18 protein-coding genes are annotated in these 17,577 nt (G+C 35.4%); 10 read left to right on the top strand and 8 right to left on the bottom strand.

The features are described from left to right. Positions 1-31: 31 nt before the first annotated feature. Both TZ91_RS07990 and TZ91_RS07985 read right to left on the bottom strand, forming a co-directional pair. Complete coding sequence (locus TZ91_RS07990) at positions 32-1,570, bottom strand: response regulator transcription factor (protein WP_001023729.1); 1,539 nt, start codon at positions 1,568-1,570, stop codon at positions 32-34. Beyond that, on the bottom strand, positions 1,551-3,221 hold the full coding sequence (locus TZ91_RS07985; RefSeq protein ID WP_000773062.1) for a sensor histidine kinase: 1,671 nt from the start codon (positions 3,219-3,221) through the stop codon (positions 1,551-1,553). Before TZ91_RS07985 ends, TZ91_RS07990 begins: the two co-directional genes overlap by 20 nt. Positions 3,222-3,423: 202 nt before the next feature. On the opposite strand from TZ91_RS07985, the gene TZ91_RS07980 reads away from it, so the two are divergent. The 10 genes from TZ91_RS07980 (at position 3,424) to TZ91_RS07935 (ending at position 14,859) form a co-directional block, all read left to right on the top strand. Continuing rightward, positions 3,424-4,341, top strand: coding sequence for an ABC transporter permease (locus TZ91_RS07980; RefSeq protein ID WP_000861543.1), 918 nt, complete (start codon positions 3,424-3,426; stop codon positions 4,339-4,341). A 17-nt stretch (positions 4,342-4,358) separates the two neighbouring features. Beyond that, entirely contained in the window at positions 4,359-5,255 is an 897-nt protein-coding gene (locus TZ91_RS07975; RefSeq protein ID WP_001267167.1) for a carbohydrate ABC transporter permease, read from the top strand. 8 nt (positions 5,256-5,263) lie between these two features. Beyond that, positions 5,264-6,829, top strand: a complete 1,566-nt coding sequence (locus tag TZ91_RS07970; RefSeq protein WP_004256278.1) for a type 2 periplasmic-binding domain-containing protein — start codon at positions 5,264-5,266, stop codon at positions 6,827-6,829. Positions 6,830-7,034: 205 nt separating this feature from the next. Continuing rightward, positions 7,035-7,679, top strand: a complete 645-nt coding sequence (locus TZ91_RS07965; protein WP_033686372.1) for a DUF624 domain-containing protein — start codon at positions 7,035-7,037, stop codon at positions 7,677-7,679. Then, a complete protein-coding gene (locus TZ91_RS07960) occupies positions 7,676-9,889 on the top strand; it encodes a glycoside hydrolase family 31 protein (protein WP_033686373.1) in 2,214 nt (737 codons plus the stop codon). The genes TZ91_RS07965 and TZ91_RS07960 overlap by 4 nt, the downstream gene beginning before the upstream one ends. Positions 9,890-10,264: 375 nt before the next feature. Further along, the gene (locus TZ91_RS07955; RefSeq protein ID WP_045597541.1) at positions 10,265-11,737 is read left to right on the top strand and encodes a peptide MFS transporter; all 1,473 of its coding nucleotides are present in this window, start codon (positions 10,265-10,267) and stop codon (positions 11,735-11,737) included. Positions 11,738-12,108: 371 nt separating this feature from the next. Continuing rightward, positions 12,109-12,795, top strand: a complete 687-nt coding sequence (locus TZ91_RS07950; RefSeq protein WP_033686379.1) for an XRE family transcriptional regulator — start codon at positions 12,109-12,111, stop codon at positions 12,793-12,795. A gap of 3 nt (positions 12,796-12,798) precedes the next feature. After that, positions 12,799-14,214, top strand: coding sequence for a Y-family DNA polymerase (locus tag TZ91_RS07945; protein WP_033686381.1), 1,416 nt, complete (start codon positions 12,799-12,801; stop codon positions 14,212-14,214). Continuing rightward, positions 14,211-14,573: a hypothetical protein gene (locus tag TZ91_RS07940; protein WP_033686382.1), complete on the top strand. Its 363-nt coding sequence runs from the start codon at positions 14,211-14,213 to the stop codon at positions 14,571-14,573. The genes TZ91_RS07945 and TZ91_RS07940 overlap by 4 nt, the downstream gene beginning before the upstream one ends. Next, complete coding sequence (locus TZ91_RS07935) at positions 14,566-14,859, top strand: DUF5960 family protein (protein WP_000196991.1); 294 nt, start codon at positions 14,566-14,568, stop codon at positions 14,857-14,859. Before TZ91_RS07940 ends, TZ91_RS07935 begins: the two co-directional genes overlap by 8 nt. A gap of 142 nt (positions 14,860-15,001) precedes the next feature. Here the strand turns inward: TZ91_RS07935 and TZ91_RS07930 are convergent, their stop codons facing one another. From TZ91_RS07930 to TZ91_RS07905, 6 genes are read right to left on the bottom strand one after another with little or no spacing between them, the layout of a single operon-like run. Beyond that, positions 15,002-15,478, bottom strand: a complete 477-nt coding sequence (locus TZ91_RS07930; RefSeq protein ID WP_033686384.1) for a glutathione peroxidase — start codon at positions 15,476-15,478, stop codon at positions 15,002-15,004. Continuing rightward, complete coding sequence (locus TZ91_RS07925; protein ID WP_033686386.1) at positions 15,475-16,053, bottom strand: DUF3278 domain-containing protein; 579 nt, start codon at positions 16,051-16,053, stop codon at positions 15,475-15,477. Before TZ91_RS07925 ends, TZ91_RS07930 begins: the two co-directional genes overlap by 4 nt. A gap of 26 nt (positions 16,054-16,079) precedes the next feature. Further along, a complete protein-coding gene (locus TZ91_RS07920) occupies positions 16,080-16,403 on the bottom strand; it encodes a hypothetical protein (protein WP_033686387.1) in 324 nt (107 codons plus the stop codon). 10 nt (positions 16,404-16,413) lie between these two features. Further along, positions 16,414-16,656 (bottom strand): hypothetical protein, encoded by a 243-nt coding sequence (locus tag TZ91_RS07915; RefSeq protein ID WP_045597536.1) that lies wholly within the window; start codon positions 16,654-16,656, stop codon positions 16,414-16,416. Positions 16,657-16,666: 10 nt separating this feature from the next. Then, entirely contained in the window at positions 16,667-17,209 is a 543-nt protein-coding gene (locus TZ91_RS07910) for a DUF3278 domain-containing protein (protein ID WP_033686392.1), read from the bottom strand. Positions 17,210-17,224: 15 nt separating this feature from the next. Next, on the bottom strand, positions 17,225-17,419 hold the full coding sequence (locus tag TZ91_RS07905) for a helix-turn-helix transcriptional regulator (protein WP_001082472.1): 195 nt from the start codon (positions 17,417-17,419) through the stop codon (positions 17,225-17,227). Positions 17,420-17,577: the final 158 nt, after the last annotated feature.

Raw genomic sequence — 17,577 nt, 5'->3', positions numbered from 1 at the left:
TTTTACTTATCATTTCAATGATTTAGATTGCTTACATTTTGTTTTGATAAGTTTTACGGTAATCTCCAGGAGAAAGTCCAGTCCTTTGTTTAAAAATTTTAGTAAAGTAAGAATAATTATCATACCCTACTTGACAAGATACTTGTGATATCGAGATATTTGTTTGAGATAGGAGAGATTTAGCAGCATTAATGCGCTTATCCGTTATATATTTAACAAGAGTTTCTCCAGTTTCTTTTTTAAAAATTCTAGCTAAATGATCTGCACTGAGATAAACAACATCTGCTAAGATAGAACGATTTATATCTTCATAGTAGTGATGATCTATGTATTCGACGATGCGTTGAATACTATTTTTTTGGTTTTCAATGTTTGTTGCAAATTTCTTAGCATGTGACCAGTAATAATCAAAGTAATCCTGAAAAGATTCAATTGAATGAAAGCGTCGTTGGAATAAGAAATCATGAGTGCTGTTTTGGAATAATTTATGTGCCGAGATTCCATTTTGATCTAGATATATTCCTATTTGTTGAGTCCAATCTAGTAAAATTTGTTGTAGTGTGAAAGTAGGTATTTGAGAATTATAAGCAAGTGAATTAATTTTTTCTCTTAATTCGTATTCACTTAAGGTATCTAAAAAAGTAATTGAAAGAGTTTCTGTTTTAAAAGAAGTTGGGAAACTATGTGGAACACATGTAATAGTATTCCAATAAGAAACATATTGTTCATTATAAGTGTAGAGTTCTTTGGTATGAAATAAAATATCGGATATTTTATGGCAACTCTTATATATAATGTTTGAGTATTTACTAAAGTTATTAGAAATTTGAGAATGAATCTCATATGCTAATTTGTCACTACGTTTTGATGAGTCTACTCTAAAAAGACAAACATATTGATCAACCTGGCTTTCCATCTTAAACAAACTTATCAGTTTATAAGAAGGTTGTGAAATTCTTTGAAGTTCTCTTTTTAGTTGAGAAGTCCATGATGGAGTTTCTACAGAATAATCTTCTTCATTAAGATTAATGGTTAAAACTGCGAGGAAAAAATACTGGTGTTGTTTAAGAATAAAATCTTGTTTGCTCGCTATGTTTTCTAGTTCATCAATGCGAGAAATTTGAGGTTTTCTAAGGTAATCATACCAGAAATTATCTTCTATTTGTAAAAGTGAATCATTTTTTCCATTTAAGTTATGATTCTCAATTTTACTAATGGCTTTTTGAATAATAAATTCTAATTTTTCAAAGTTAATGGGTTTTAGATAGTATTCAAAGCTTTGCAATTCAATTGCTTTTTGAGCATAGTTGAAGTCGGCGTAATTAGTTAAAAAAATTGTTTTTATATCATATTTTTCATTTCTAATCCAAGATAAGAGTTCGAGGCCGCTGCCTTGAGGCATTTCTATATCGCTTATCATGAGATCAATAGGATGCTCTCTAATAATATTTTGAGCTTGAGTGAGGCTATAGGCAACATAAACAATGTCAATGTGTAGTTTAGCCCAATTTATTTTCTCTCGTAAAGCTTCAATGATAAAACGATCGTCATCAACTAATAAGATGTTCATTATAACCTCCGTCTATAATCTTGTATGGAATGAGTAAAAGAATTTTAGCTCCACCTTCTTCATTATTTTCAAATGCAATACTATAGTCATTAGGATAGAGAAGATTTAAACGTTCGATGGTGTTTGTGATCCCGATATGATGTCCATCTTCTGTTATTAGAGACTGTTTCTGATTTAGTTTTGATAAAATTTCTTCAGAGAAACCTGGACCATTATCTTCGATACAAATCTGAATATAATCTGAGTCCTCAGTTTTTACTTTTTTTATTGATAGTAAAATTGTAAATAAATCTTGAAATGAAAAACCGTGTTTGATTGTGTTTTCAATAAATGTTTGTAAAAGTAATGATGGAACAAGAGTATTTTGTAAATCAGAATTGTAGTCTAGTGAAAAGTAGATACTATTTCCATATCGAATCCGTTGTATTTCTAAATAATCTTTAATATGCTGAACTTCATCTTTAAGTTCTGAAAAATCTTGATTAGCCATAAATAAATGACGGAGATAATTTGAAGTTAGGATAGTTAATTCTTCAATTTCCTTGTAGTTTTTTGTTTGAAGCATACTATGAATCATTGATAACATATTTAAGTAGAAATGCGGACGAATTTGATTTTTAAGATAATTAAGTTCTATCTTCTTAAGTTCTAGTTGTGAATGGTATTCCCGTATTTTTAATTCTTGCATGTCAAATATTACTTTATTAAGTTTATCATTTGCCTTATCAATTTCTAGTATACCTTCAGATATAAAAAATTCAGAAGGGGGGATGGAGTCCCCAAATTGAGAGAGCCGTTCAGTAAGTCTTGTTATAGGTTTAATCATCCACTGACGAATATACAGGATAATGATGATTGATAAAATGGTGATAATGATAGGAACAGCTGATAAAAATACTTCTAAGAGTGTGATATTTCTAAAGACTTCGGCATAATCGACTAAAACATAAATATCGAAAGGTAAATGTGTTTTTTCATTTTGTGCATGAATTAGGTAATTAGAGGACGGTATATTGTTAGGCTCTTTTAGGGAAAGTTTACCATTATTTCCAATATTGAGTTTTTTGAGAGGTTTTAGGATATCTTCTGAAGATATGACGGCATAAATGATTTTTCCTTCGTAATGAACAGATTTAACTAAGTATTCACTGTTTTTAGTAGTTACATTTTTCCATTTACGGTCACTTATATCACTACGCAATGATTTTAGATTTGATTTTAACAGTAAATAATCTTCATATGGAATATAAAGATTGGAGACATTTATAAAATAATCAGTACTATCGGTTTCTAATAAGAATGTCATATGAGTTTCATTTTGATATTCAAACTCTGCAAAGCTAGTTTGAACTTTTTTGAGATCTTCTTGATAGTCAAGAAACGTTTGTACATGATTTAATTTCTCTAAAGATTCATTATGCGTTATTGTTGAGTACATAAAGCGTTCTACAGAATGCAATTTCTCATTAACAGAGTCAGCATAAATTTCAATTGAACTACGTAGGTGTACTATATTTTGGTTTTTAATAAAATTTCTGGTTATGTCACTCATAGCAATATTGATTAAAATATTTATCAATAGTAGTACAAGTAGGAGTTTAAAGAAAAAATGAATAGAATGTTTTTTTGATAAGTCGTGATTTAATTTCATATACTAGTCTCCTATTAAAATTATAGCACTTTGAAAATATGATATCATGTAACAAAACAGATATGTTTTATTAAGATGTCGGAAAAGTAATAGTTCTTAAAATTAAAAAACTGAAAAATTGATAAACCTAGTCCAAAAAGTTATATTAAGGGAATTCTTTATGGTGTAAAATAATCGTAGAAAATCAGATGGGAGGAAAAACATGAAAGTAGCATCTCAACTTCATAAAATAAAATTAAAGCATAGTATTCCGTTATATATATTACTTTTTCCTTCAATATTGCTATTAATTTTATTTTCCTATATTCCCATGTTGGGACTAATTATTGCATTTAAAGACTATTCACCAGCCAATGGTATCTTTGCTAGTCAGTGGGTAGGATTTAAGTACTTTACTCAATTTTTCTCATCATTCCAATTCGGGACAACTATGTTCAATACATTAAAAATTTCACTTTATAGTATTGTAGTAGGATTCCCCTTACCTATTATACTAGCTATAATCAGTAATCAGTTAAGAGTTGGGAAATTTAGAAAAATATTTCAAGTGACAACTTACTTACCCCATTTTATCTCTACAATGGTTATGTGTGGGATGATTATCTTATTTTTATCTCCTACTAGTGGTTTGTTAGCGAATGTATTTAAGTCTGTTGGAATTACTATTCCAGATCTTTTATCAAAACCTAGTCATTTTGCAGGTGTTTATGTTTGGAGCGATGTATGGCAACATATTGGTTGGGATAGTATTATTTATCTAGCAGCGCTTTCTGCAATTGATCCTACATATTATGAGGCTGCAACTATGGATGGTGCCTCTAGGTTACAAAAAATTCGGCATATAGAATTACCATTGCTTTTGCCGACTGCTATGATTCTATTAATATTAAGAGCAGGTAGTTTATTAAGTGTAGGTTTTGAGAAAGTGTTACTACTACAGAATCCTCTTAATTTAGCAGGAAGTGAGATAATTTCGACCTATGTTTATAAAGTTGGTATGGTGAATTTTCAGTATAGTTATTCGACAGCTATAGGGTTATTTAACACCGTAGTCAATCTAATAATTTTGTTATCTGTTAACTGGTTCTCAAAAAGATATACTAGAACGGGTCTTTTTTAAAGGAAGGAGTGCTTAAAGTGAGATGGTTTCATAAATCAAGAAAAACAAACTCTGAATTATTATTTGATATAGTTACCTATGGTTTAGCAATTTTCCTTATCCTGTTAATTGTTTATCCGTTATGGTTTGTAGTGATTGCATCTTTTAGTAATCCTTCAGATGTTGCAAATGGAAAGGTATGGTTTATTCCTAGAGAATGGAAATTAGATGGATATTTACGTCTTATTCAACAACCTTTATTCTTACGTAGCTATCTAAATACCATTTTATATACTGTTGTTGGGACCTTAGTTGCTTTAGTAGTCAATATTCCAGCTGGTTATGCTTTATCTAGAAAAGAATTAGTTGGTAGAAAATGGATGAGTATTCTATACATAATCCCTATGTTCGTATCAGGTGGCTTGATTCCTACCTACTTAACAGTAAAGAATGTTGGCCTAATTGATACATTTTGGGTAATGGTAATCCCTTTTGCGGTTTCATCATACAATATTATTGTTGCTAGAACTTTCTTTAATAATAGTATTCCAGACGGGATGTGGGAGGCTGCGCAAATTGATGGATGTGGTACAATTCGTTATTTTATTAAGATAGTCGTTCCTTTATCAAAAGCTATTATAGCAGTTATTGGACTTTGGACTGCAGTTGGTATTTGGAATTCGTGGTTTAATGCTTTAATTTATTTAACGAATGAAAATTTACAACCATTGCAATTAATTTTACGACGTTTACTAATTAGTAATCAAATGTTACAATCGCAAGCAACAGGAGAAGTTGCATCAGATCTTCGTATCAAAGCCGATATGATGAAATATGCAGCAATTGTTATTTCAACCGCTCCGATAATGTTGCTATATCCCTTTGTTCAAAAATATTTTAATCAAGGCGTAATGATTGGCGCGTTGAAAGAATAGGAGAAAACATGAAAAATAAATCATTTACATATTTGTTCTTAGGAACAGTTACACTTGCTGGCTTAACAGCCTGTGCAAATTCTAATAATGCGAATAAGGATGATAAGTCTGGAGAAGATTCTTATAAAATCACAACTGTTCGTTGGTCTGACTGGGGGGAAGATTATCATAAAGGTTTTCTAACTGATTCTGCCAAAGAATCAGGTATCGATGTTAAATGGGATACACTTGTAGCTGCAGATTGGGCAGATAAGAAATCTGTGTTGGTTGCTAGTGGAGATTTACCAGATGCATTTTTAGGTTCAAATGCTTTTACAGATTCAGAAATTGCTCAGAACCAATCTTTATTTATTCCATTGGAAGATTTAATCAAAGAAAACATGCCAAATTTAACTAAGGCTATGGAGAAAGAACCTAAGATTAAAGCTATGATTACTTCACCAGATGGTCATATCTACAGTCTACCTAAAAAATTACCGATGCGTCCTACTGTAGCTAATCAGCTATTTATTAATAAAAAGTGGCTGGATAATTTAGGATTAAAGGTTCCAGAAACTTATGATGATTTAGTAAAAGTACTACAAGAATTTAAGGATAAAGATGCGAACGGAAATGGAGACGCTTCTGATGAAATTCCATTCGGAGCAGGAAACTTTGATCCAACATTCTCATATATTCTTCCGTTCAATAATCGTTTAGGGGCAGATAATACATATGAAATGTCTGTAAAAGATGGAAAACCAGTCTACCTTCGTACAGAAGAAAGCTATAAACAAGGGATTGCAGCAATGCACGAATCTTATAAAAAAGGTTTGATTGATCCGGAAATCTTTACAGAAGATACCTCTATGAGTGTAGCAAAACGTATGGATAAGGGAGTATCTAGAGTAGGTGTCTCTAGTGGTTGGACAGCAGATGCCACGTTTGGCTTACATTCAAGTGAATATATTGCTCTACCTGCTTTAAAAGGTATGGATGGTAAACAATATGTCTTTTCTGATCCAGATCATTACAACTATGGTCGAAATGAAATTTTGATTACAAATAAGAGCAAAAACCCTGCTAAATTATTGAAATGGTTGGATAAATTATATACAGATGAAGCAAGTATTCAGAATTTCTATGGATCATTTGGAATAGCTACTGAAAAGAATGGTGATAAGTTTAAAGTGTTACCTCCTAAAGATGGTAAATCAGCTGATGAATGGGCATGGATTAATTCACTTCGAGATTTTGGTCCTAAATACGTAAGCGATGATATCAATAGTCGCGTAGAAATCGATCAAACACAAGGTGATGGATTGAAATTGAAGATGGACCAAGATTTGAAACAATTTGCGTTGCCAGCTTACCCTAATGTGATTTATTCACAAGAAGAACTTAACAAATTATCATCAATCTATGTGAGTATTGAATCTTATGTCAAACAACAAGCATCTAAATGGGTAGTTGAAGGCGGCATAGAAAAAGAATGGGACTCATACAAAGAAACTCTTAAGAATATGGGATTGGACGAATTTATGAAGATTCAACAGGAAGCATATAATCGTTACCAAAAAGAAGTAAAAGAGTAATATTTTATATGAACTCTTGGTTGTATGAACAAGGGACTAGCTAATTATAGGAAGCGAGACTGATAACATCAGATTATCTCGCTTCCTTTATTCTAATTTTTAAAGAAATTTGGAAATGTTTTTTAAATAATTTAGGTAATATTTTTGTACAACTGACATTATAAAATATAGAGTTAAGGCAATCGATTTTATGGAGATATCTATTATGCAAAAATTATTTTCATTAGATGGAAAAATGGTTAGAATTTTAACTTTTTTGACAGATTTAATTATTTTAAATACTCTATTTATTGTGAGTTGTATTCCAATAGTTACAATTGGGGCATCACTAACTTCTCTTACGACAATGTGGTATCGTATTTTAAAAGGTAAAGATACCGATATTGCTTATCATTATTTTCGGATCTTTAGACAAAATTTTAAACAATCAACTTTTATTTGGTTGTTTATCCTCCTAATAGAATTACTTTTATATGTGAACTATTGTCTTTGGGGCTATTCAAGTTTACTTTCAGAGTATAGTTTATTGTTAGTGTTGCCCTTTTTATTTGTTATAATACTTTTTATGAGTGTTGTTTTTCCCTATATTGGTCTATTTAAAGATAATCTAAAAAATAGTATTGTAAATAGCGTATTAATTTGTATTTTAAATCCAATACAAGCTATCATGTTGGTTTTATTTAATATTTCTATACTGTATATGAGTTTTAGTAGTCCAGAACGAGTTTTAACAGCTATTTACGTATTTACATTTGGGGGATTTGCTTTTTGCGGATTGATGAATGTAACGATAACAAATAAAATGTTTGATAAGGTAAAGAAATTTACTAAAAGGAGGACAACAAATTGAAAATTTTTAAGGGAGAGTTTTATCGAATCTCTGTATTAACAGACAAGTTAGTAAGGTTAGAATACTCTCAAACTGGAAGTTTTGAGGATAGAACTACACAACTTATCTATAATAGAGATTTTGGCCAAGTTTCGTTAGATTATATCGAGACATCAAACGTACTAGATATTATGACGGACTATTTTCATCTGCACTTTAATAAAGGAGAGTTTAACGCCGAAAATTTATTTATAGAATTAAAAGGAAATTTTGCTGTATATGGTAGTCGCTGGTATTTTGGTGAATCTATTGAAACGTTAAAAGGAACAGCTCGGACTCTAGATAAGGCAGATGGAGCAATCTCGTTAGAAGATGGAATTATTAGCCGAAATGGTATAGCCTTATTGGATGATTCTCAAGGATTTATTTGGGATGAACAGTCTGGTTATATTGAGAGAGAAAATCAAATTGACCTCTATTTCTTTGCCTATGGGCATGATTATAGAGGAGCAATCAGAGACTTTTACCATTTGACTGGTTCAACACCCTTGTTGCCAAGATATGCTTTAGGCAATTGGTGGAGTAGATATTGGCCTTATACGTCGGATGAATACTTGGATTTAATAGACAGATTTGAAACAGAGAAAATTCCATTATCTATCGGTGTGTTAGATATGGATTGGCATATAACTGACATTCCAGCCCGTTTTGGAAGTGGCTGGACAGGATATAGTTGGAATAAAAACTTAATACCTAATCCAGAACAGTTATTGCAACAACTTCATGATAGAAAGTTAAAACTCTCTTTAAATGTCCATCCTGCTGATGGTATACGGGCTTATGAAGAAGCTTATCCTCGAGTCGCCAAACGATTGGGGTTAAATGTAGAACTAGAAGAACCTGCTATTTTTGATTTTTTTAATCCCTCTTTTAGGGAATCCTACTTTAAAGATGTTCATTATGAGCTAGAAAAGCAGGGAGTAGATTTTTGGTGGATTGACTGGCAACAAGGGACACAAGGCATGTTGGATCCACTGTGGCTTTTAAACCATTATCATTATCAGGATAGTTGTAAAAATGCAGAAGGTGGTTTGATTTTATCAAGATATGCAGGGCCGGGTAGTCACCGATACCCTGTTGGTTTTTCAGGGGACACTATTATTAGTTGGAATTCCTTAAGATTTCAACCTTATTTTACAGCGACAGCATCAAATATCGGTTATAGTTGGTGGAGCCATGATATCGGTGGGCACATGCTGGGGGATTATGACGAAGAGCTACAAACCAGATGGCTACAGTTTGGCGTTTTTAGTCCGATTACTCGATTACATAGTTCTAGAAGTCCCTTCAATAGTAAAGAACCTTGGTTTTTTTCAGAAACAACATCTAAGATTATGAAGAAATACCTACGTTTGAGACATCAGATGATTCCATATCTATATACCATGAATGTACAGACACATGAGGAAGGTGCCCCTTTAATCAGCCCAATGTATTATTTCTACCCAGAGAATGATGAGAGTTATAATGTTCCAAATCAATACTTTTTTGGAACAGAACTGATGGTGGCTCCCGTTGTAGAAAAGATGGACTTGGCATTCCAATCTGCAAAAGTGGATGTATGGTTCCCTGAAGGTGAATGGTATGACTTCTTTTCAGAGAAAAAATACACAGGTGGTGTGAAGTTAAGTGTTTATAGAGACATCTCGACTATACCTGTGTTTGCAAAAAGTGGTGCAATCATTCCCTTGGTTGGTTCTGAGATAGATATGGGTGTTGATTTACCTGAAGTTGTAGATTGGTATGTATTCCCAGGCAAACAACATTCTTTTGAAATGATTGAAGATCAAAATGGTCAAAGATATAAAACAAGATTATCAATCGACTGGGAAATGGGGATGATAGAGCTAACATTACAAGGAGATTCTAGTATCGTTCCAAGCAATAGAAAACATAGAATTCATTTTAAAGGAACGAATGTGTCTATAATTGAATTGCCAAATAAGAATGATACAGCTAGATTTGAATGGAAAGACAATAAAAGGACATCCCTAAATGACGAAGTTTTTAGACTACTAAAGATGGCTTCCCTTCCATATGAATTAAAAGATAGATTATTACATCAATTCATTAATGCCAAAAATTCTCATGAGTTAATGAATATCTTGCATCATCAGGATAAGGAATTGAGAGGGCGTTTGTTGGAAATGATATTTACTAGCGAAAACTAATTGAGAAATTTCGTACACAATTTCTATTATTTAATGTGTAATAGTTTTACATCTCTATGCTTATTGGCTTGTATTTTAGTAATTACAAGTTTTGCATAGGGATGTTTTTGTTTACTGAAGAGGAAAGGATAAGTATTTTTCAAGGTTTGAAATATTTTTTAAACTAAACAAGAGCAAATTTTTAAAGGTGATTTTTCAAAGTAACTTCCACTTGCCTGACCGAAGTGGAAGTTAGTCTGAAACGGATTTTTATGGTGGAATTAAGTCTGAGACGTGTGATTTTTTCAGAAAATTTTCTAAAACAAACAGGATTTGTTTGACATTTATTTGAAAATTCTGTAAAATGAATTATTATATCGTTAAAGGAGAATATATATGGAAAAACAGAAAACATTTTTTGGACATCCTATGGGCTTGTCCACCCTCTTCTTTACAGAAATGTGGGAACGCTTTTCTTACTATGGGATGCGAGCTATCCTACTTTACTATATGTACTATAGTGTGCAAGATGGTGGATTGGGAATGGATAAGACCACAGCTGCATCGGTTATGGCGATTTATGGCTCGCTGGTATTTTTGTCCTCGGTTATCGGTGGTTTTGTCAGTGACCGTATTTTAGGAAGTCGTAAGACTGTCTTTTACGGTGGGATTCTGATTATGCTAGGGCATATTGCTTTGGCAACACCTTTTGGACAAGTGGCTCTCTATCTTTCTATTGCCTTGATTATCTTTGGTACTGGATTTTTAAAACCCAATATCTCAGATATGGTTGGGGGAATTTATGAGAAAGAGGATGATAGACGGGATGCAGGTTTTAGTATCTTTGTCTTTGGTATTAACTTAGGTGCCTTCGTTGCCCCTTATCTAGTGGGTTATCTAGGTCAGGAAGTCAATTTCCATCTAGGTTTCTCATTAGCTGCCATTGGGATGTTCTTTGGTCTGGTGAAGTATGTTTTAGATGGGAAGAAATACCTGCCTGAATCAAGTCTTTACCCTACTGATCCACTTTCACAGAAGGACCAGCAGACCTTGATTAAACGCTTGTTGATTACACTTGTCATGGTTATTCTTGTGGTTATAGGTTTAGTCTTTACTCACCAGTTTAACGTGGATATGATTGTTAATATCTTTACAGTGATTGCTGTAATTATTCCAATCTACTATTTCTTCAAAATTTTATCTAGTCAGAAAATAACTGCTACTGAGAGATCTCGAGTATTTGCCTACATTCCTCTATTTATAGCTGGGGTACTCTTCTGGTCTATTGAGGAGCAGGGTTCTGTTGTTCTCGCTCTATTTGCGGATGATCAAACTCGACTTTACTTTAATGTATTTGGGAATCAGATTCATTTCCCATCTAGCTTTTTCCAAAGTATCAATCCCCTTTTCATTATGATTTATGTGCCGATTTTTGCATGGTTGTGGGGGAAAATGGGTAAAAAGCAACCGTCCTCTTCTAAGAAATTTGCTTACGGTTTATTAGCAGCAGGTCTATCCTTCTTGTGGATGATGTTACCAGGGATGCTCTTTGGGACAGATGTTAAGGTCAGTTCTCTCTGGTTGATTATGAGTTGGGCTATTGTGATTGTAGGGGAAATGCTGATTTCGCCGATTGGTCTATCAGTCACTACTAAGTTAGCACCAAAATCCTTCCAAGCACAAATGATGTCTATCTGGTTCTTGAGTAATGCAGCTGCCCAAGCTATCAATGCTCAAATTGTAAAATTTTATACAAGCGAAACTGAAGTGGCTTACTATGGAATTGTTGGAGGAATTACGATTGTATTCGGTATTATCTTACTCTTCTACGTTCCACGTATTGAAAAACTAATGTCTGGTATCAAATAGAGAAAAACTGGAATTTCTGTAGGAATTTTAAAAGTTAGATCAATTATTTATTCAAAGGATTTAGTTCTGTATTGTATAGGGCTAGGTCCTTTTAGTTTGATTAATACTCTTCGAAAATCAAATTCAAACCGCGTCAACGTCGCCTTGCCGTACTCAAGTACAGCCTGCGGCTAGTTTCCTAGTTTGCTCTTTGATTTTCATTGAGTATAAAACTCACGATGTTTCTGCTTTTCCTAGTGGACATTTGTCTACTTTTTTTATATAATAAAACTAAACCATATTGGTTGAGTTTTGAAAATATAGATTCAAGCATCGATTAGTCTTTCTAAGGGAGATAATGTCCATTAAAGCATCATAATAGGAGGTGAAGTATGTATCAGCCAGAAAAATTAAAGGCTCGGAGGAAAGAGTTAAAACTGACACAGAAGGAAATTGCAGAGCAACTTGGGATTAGTTTCCAGGCTTACTCAGCTTGGGAACGTGGAGTCAAGGAACCGTCCAAGGAGAAGGTGTTTCAGCTAGAGAATATTTTAAAAGTACCAAAAGGATATTTTACTCAGATCGAGATTGTCCGTCTCTACCATAGCCTCTCCAAGCAAGGGCAGGAGAAGGTTGTTCTCTATGCTCGCAACCTATCTCAAGAGGAGCAAGCCCAGAAAGTGACAGCTATGCCAGAGCGCCTCTACGAGTACCGTGTTTATGAACGCATGTCAGCAGGGATTGGGGCTTCAGTCTACGATGATCAGAATTTTGATACAGTTTACTTTAATGAGGAGTTGGCTCATGATTTTGCGTCATGGGTGTCTGGGGACTCCATGGAACCTAAATACCAAAATGGTTCAGTGGCTCTGATTCGAGAGACAGGATTTGACTATGACGGGGCGGTTTATGCAGTGGTTTGCAACAACCAGACCTATATCAAACGGGTCTATCGAGAGGAGAATGGATTGCGTCTGGTCTCTATCAATCCTAAATACAAGGATATTTTCATCTCCTATGAGGAAGATCCTCGGATTGTTGGCATTATCGTTGGAAACTTTGTGCCGATGGAGGGTTAGTCTATGGGCTACTTTGATTATTCCAGAGAGCCCAAAAGTGACATTGCCTTTGTCGATATGAAATCCTTTTATGCCAGTGTCGAGTGTGTGAAAAGGGGCTTGCATCCGCTGAAGACTTCGCTTTGTGTCATGAGTCGCGCGGATAATTCCACTGGTCTTATCCTAGCCTCCTCTCCCCTGTTTAAGAAGATTTTTGGCAAGTCAAATGTTGGTCGGGCCTATGATCTGCCCTTTGATATCAAGACCCGTAAATTTTCCTATTACAATGCTCGAAAGCAAGGGCTACCTACCGACTCAGACTATGTTCGTTACATCGAAGATTGGGCTCAAGTGACCTTGATTGTGCCACCTAGGATGGATGAGTACATCGCGGTCAATATGGAAATCCAGCGAATCTTTCAAAACTATGGCAGTCCAGATGATATTTATCCCTACTCTATCGATGAGGGCTTTATTGACCTGACTAGTTCACTTAATTATTTCATTTCAGACAAGAGTCTCTCTCGCAAAGACAAGCTGGATATGCTTTCTGCTCGTATTCAGAGGGATATTTGGAGGCAGACAGGGATCTACTCTACAGTAGGTATGTCAAATGCCAATCCTTTACTGGCCAAGTTGGCTCTGGATAATGAGGCTAAGTACACTCCGACCATGAGGGCCAACTGGTCTTACCAGGATGTGGAAGAGAAGGTCTGGTCCATTCCCAAGATGACCGACTTTTGGGGAATTGGCAGGCGGATGGAGAAACGCTTGCATGCTCTGGGGATTTTTTCCATCAAGGAATTAGCAATCAGCAATCCCGACCAGTTAAAGAAAGCTCTGGGTCAGGCTGGCCTGCGTTTGTGGTTTCATGCTAACGGAATTGATGAAAGCAATGTTCATAAGCCCTATAAAGCCAAATCCAAGGGCTTGGGGAATTCTCAAATCTTGCCGAGAGACTACGTGAAGCTACGGGATATTGAAATTATTATCCGAGAAATGGCGGAGCAAGTAGCTATTAGATTGAGAAGGTCTGGTAAGAAAACAACCCTTGTCTCTATCTATGTCGGTTTCTCTAAACAGGAGGTCAGGCCGTCTATTCACACACAAATGAAGGTCGAACCGACCAATAATACAGCTGTCTTAACGGATTATGTTTTGAAGCTATTTCATAACAAATACACGTCAGGAGCGGTCAGAAGTGTCGGAGTTAACTATTCAGGATTTGTAGACGAGTCCTTTGGATTGATCTCCCTCTTTGATGATGTTAACAAGTTAGAAAAAGAAGAAAGGCTCCAGACGGCCATTGACTCCATTCGGGAACAATTTGGTTTCACTTCTCTCTTAAAGGCCAATGCACTGGAAGAAGCCTCTAGGAGTCTTGCTAGAAGCAAGCTGATTGGGGGACATTCTGCTGGAGGATTAGATGGATTAAAATGATTGATCGTTCTTATTTACCTTTTCAATCCGCGCGAGATTATCAAGATCCAGGGATGCAGAAGTGGATGGGATTTTACCTCTCAGAACACACCAGTTCGCTCAGTGAAGAAAAAAGCCGTGTTGATTTTTCGACGGATTTGACTCCAGATGAGAAGTTGCACTTGCTTTCTCAGCTTTATGTTGGCCAACTTAAGGGAAGTTTTGTGGTAAAGGAAAAGAAGCAGAAGGCGACTATCATCGGTGAGGTGAGGGAGTTATCACATCAGACTCTATCTATTAGGACAAACGAGGGATATAGGTTGATAGAGGTTGCAGATATCCTAGAAATTCGGCTGTGGGAGGAGGGAGTTTATGACTAGAAAAGAGCTGTATGAAAACAAACTGCAGATGGATTATTTTTCAGATAACTATATTCATTTTGAAGAGGATTTTCAAAAATACTCTGCCATGAACGTACCCTTGACTTTCTTGATTGATGACATTCTACGAACCATGGCGATGAATCAGAAAAACTACTTTGTCTTAAACAAGGAAAATGCCAAGGATGGGCGGGAGCATAGCTTTTATTTTAGGGTGGTAACGGAAAAAGCGTGTCCTAGAAATAGGACCTATACATATTCAGGAGTCAAGAATAGCAGTCAGTAGTGCCTTGTCTGCTATGAATGTATCATTTTTACAACACTTCATGGTTCATATCATGGGGTGTTTTCCTATTCAAGTCAAAGCCCATCAAAAAATCCCACTATTCTTAGGCTAAAGGAGAACTAATAATAGTGAGATTGTGAAATTATAGTAGGTTTTGTATCGCCTCTTCAATTTGTTTTGGGTCTGTTTTTGAAGAGAAGCGTTCAAAGACCTGACCATCACGACCGATAAGAAACTTAGCGAAATTCCATTCGACTCGTTTTCCCAGTGGGCCAGATTTTTGTTCTTTCAACCAAACATAGAGAGGATCTGCTTCCTTACCGTTGACCTTTATCTTGGCAAAACGTGGGAAGGTGGTCTGATAATGTAGGCTACAGAAGGTGTTGATTTCCTCTGCGCTGCCTGGTGCTTGTCCCATAAACTGATTGCAAGGGAAGTCTAAAATCTCAAAACCTTGTTCTTGATAGCGATCATAGAGTTCTTGAAGTCCTTGGTACTGGGGCGTTAAACCACATCCAGTAGCAGTGTTGACAACCAAGAGAACCTTACCACGATAGGTCTCTAGTGGAGTTTCTTGATTGTCTTGGTTCAAGACTGAAAAATCGTATAGTGAAGTCATTGCTTGCTTTTCTCCTTCTGTTTGGTATTTTTAGGAGTCTTCTCCTCTTGTAGTGATAGAAATCCGTAGGTCAGGGTTCCAAAAATGCTACCGATAATCAGACCATACATCAGGAAAGGAACACTTTTATCGAATTGCATGAGCAACTTTCCAAAATCTGAAAGGGACATCTGCTGAACGAAGACTTTATGAAAGATGAGTAGGGTAAAGAGGCCAATCTGAAGACCGATAAACACAATCCAGCTTCGGAATTTGATTTGGGCTTTGCTGTAGGTTTTGAGGATGATTTCTGACTTGTCATCTTTTTCCAAGTGGAGTTCTTTGACGGCTCTTTGAGTTTTTAAGGTAATGAAAAAAATGAGTCCAGAGTAAACGTAGGGCATAGCATAGCGAACGGCTTCTATGAAGCGTCCAAATAATAGATAAAACAAGAAGAGAAAGAAGGAAGAATAAACGATTTGAACCATAGAACGGGCACAAGCCTTGTAGATAATCTCTTGTCGGCATTCATCAAAAGGGCCTTGGATGTGAAAGAGATTTCGAAGTAGGCGAGTGGTGAAGTCTTCTTTTTTCATGCTAGTAACCTCCTAAATGAGTGGTTTTACTGACTTTCTTTTACGAATTGATAGAGATAATAAAGATAAGTGATAGAAGAAAGGCTAGCGATAGTCAGCAGTAAATAATATTTCCAATCGCTTGAGATGAGCATCAGTTGTGGTAAAGATAGAATCATAAAGCATAGTGCTAAGTTGAGTGTGCGCGTTTTTGGGGAGTCAATCTTTAGATAAGTCAGTCCTTTGTTAAGGGCTGGAACAAAGACTAGCACGAGGAATATCTCTCTGATTAAGTTCCCTGAAACGATGATGAAGATGATCAGGGAACTGAACAAAAGATGATAGGTAAGTAAAGTTAGTAATGATTTCATAGGGCACCTCCTAATTCTGGTCTTTTTTAGCTCTTGCAATACGAAGTGAGTCGACAATATGCATCATCACTCCGAAAAAGAAAGCTCCCAGTATAGTTTTAAAAATATGTTTTGTATTTAGAAGAGAACTGATAAAATTTGGATTTTCACTTGTTAGGGTATCAATGAGTGGAATTATAAAAAATATCACTATTCCATAAATCGAACCTGCTTTCAGACCAGGATGACGTAACTGTTTCTTTTCTTTTTTCATAGGGCACCTCCTAATCCTCATCTTGATCTTTCTTAGTTTTTGCAATGCGATGGGAGATGAGGAACTGTATGCTTGCTCCGAAGAAGATAGAACCGAGAATGCTTGATACACCATTTCTTATAGTGAGGAGAGAATGAAAATAGTCCTGACCTTCACCTATGAGTATACTGAGAAGAGGAGTTATAAAAAACATCCATAGACCAAAGAACAAACCTGCTTTCAGACCTGGGTAGTATAGTTGCTTGCTTTCTTTCTCATTCAGCATATCTGGATCAATAGCTGTAATCCCTGTTTTTTTCATTTGGTAGGTGACATAGCCAGCAGCGATGAGGGCAATCACTAGAATCAGAGGAGGATAGATTAGAGCCACTTCTTGAGGGTATTTATAGGCCAGAAGGAGTGGAATAAGATTTCCGAAAATCATCAGATAAAAGAGGATGATAAAGACTTGGTTACCGATACGATCGGCCTCACGCCGTTTGTATTCGTCAAGGGGACCAGAAATACCGTATGTGCGTTTGATGAGTTTTTCAGTAAAGGTTTCTTTTTTCATGAGTTGGCTCCTTTTTTAAAAATCTTCCTCCCAAAAGAGACTGTTGAGGTCAGTTTGGAGGCTGCGGGCGAGATTGAGACAGAGTTCCAGGGTTGGATTGTACTTGTCGTTTTCAATCATATTGATGGTCTGTCTCGAGACACCGATATCCTTGGCTAGCTCGAGCTGAGAAATGCCTAGTTCCTTGCGAAATTCTTTCACACGATTCATCTGGACTCCTTTCTGCTTTATGTCGTATATATTTGACTATATTATATTCTTCTATGGAGTGAATGTCAAGCATATTTGACATATTTCTTAAAGAAATCTTACTTGTTTTTGCCCTATTTGTCTGACTAGTGCAAGCTAGTCAGATTTGTGGTAAAATA

Origin of the sequence: Streptococcus mitis (assembly GCF_000960025.1) — a bacterium.
GTDB lineage: Bacteria > Bacillota > Bacilli > Lactobacillales > Streptococcaceae > Streptococcus > Streptococcus mitis_DH.
The sequence above is the reverse complement of the archived record's forward strand: the minus strand, read 5'-3'. Positions and strand labels throughout refer to the sequence as shown.

Coding starts and splice junctions, on each gene's coding strand:
- TZ91_RS07920 (WP_033686387.1), bottom strand. CDS start 16,403: ATGAAATCATTACTAACTTTACTTACCTATCATCTTTTGTTCAGTTCC.
- TZ91_RS07935 (WP_000196991.1), top strand. CDS start 14,566: ATGACTAGAAAAGAGCTGTATGAAAACAAACTGCAGATGGATTATTTT.
- TZ91_RS07930 (WP_033686384.1), bottom strand. CDS start 15,478: ATGACTTCACTATACGATTTTTCAGTCTTGAACCAAGACAATCAAGAA.
- TZ91_RS07950 (WP_033686379.1), top strand. CDS start 12,109: ATGTATCAGCCAGAAAAATTAAAGGCTCGGAGGAAAGAGTTAAAACTG.
- TZ91_RS07970 (WP_004256278.1), top strand. CDS start 5,264: ATGAAAAATAAATCATTTACATATTTGTTCTTAGGAACAGTTACACTT.
- TZ91_RS07980 (WP_000861543.1), top strand. CDS start 3,424: ATGAAAGTAGCATCTCAACTTCATAAAATAAAATTAAAGCATAGTATT.
- TZ91_RS07945 (WP_033686381.1), top strand. CDS start 12,799: ATGGGCTACTTTGATTATTCCAGAGAGCCCAAAAGTGACATTGCCTTT.
- TZ91_RS07955 (WP_045597541.1), top strand. CDS start 10,265: ATGGAAAAACAGAAAACATTTTTTGGACATCCTATGGGCTTGTCCACC.
- TZ91_RS07965 (WP_033686372.1), top strand. CDS start 7,035: ATGCAAAAATTATTTTCATTAGATGGAAAAATGGTTAGAATTTTAACT.
- TZ91_RS07940 (WP_033686382.1), top strand. CDS start 14,211: ATGATTGATCGTTCTTATTTACCTTTTCAATCCGCGCGAGATTATCAA.
- TZ91_RS07985 (WP_000773062.1), bottom strand. CDS start 3,221: ATGAAATTAAATCACGACTTATCAAAAAAACATTCTATTCATTTTTTC.
- TZ91_RS07910 (WP_033686392.1), bottom strand. CDS start 17,209: ATGAAAAAAGAAACCTTTACTGAAAAACTCATCAAACGCACATACGGT.
- TZ91_RS07925 (WP_033686386.1), bottom strand. CDS start 16,053: ATGAAAAAAGAAGACTTCACCACTCGCCTACTTCGAAATCTCTTTCAC.
- TZ91_RS07915 (WP_045597536.1), bottom strand. CDS start 16,656: ATGAAAAAAGAAAAGAAACAGTTACGTCATCCTGGTCTGAAAGCAGGT.
- TZ91_RS07905 (WP_001082472.1), bottom strand. CDS start 17,419: ATGAATCGTGTGAAAGAATTTCGCAAGGAACTAGGCATTTCTCAGCTC.
- TZ91_RS07990 (WP_001023729.1), bottom strand. CDS start 1,570: ATGAACATCTTATTAGTTGATGACGATCGTTTTATCATTGAAGCTTTA.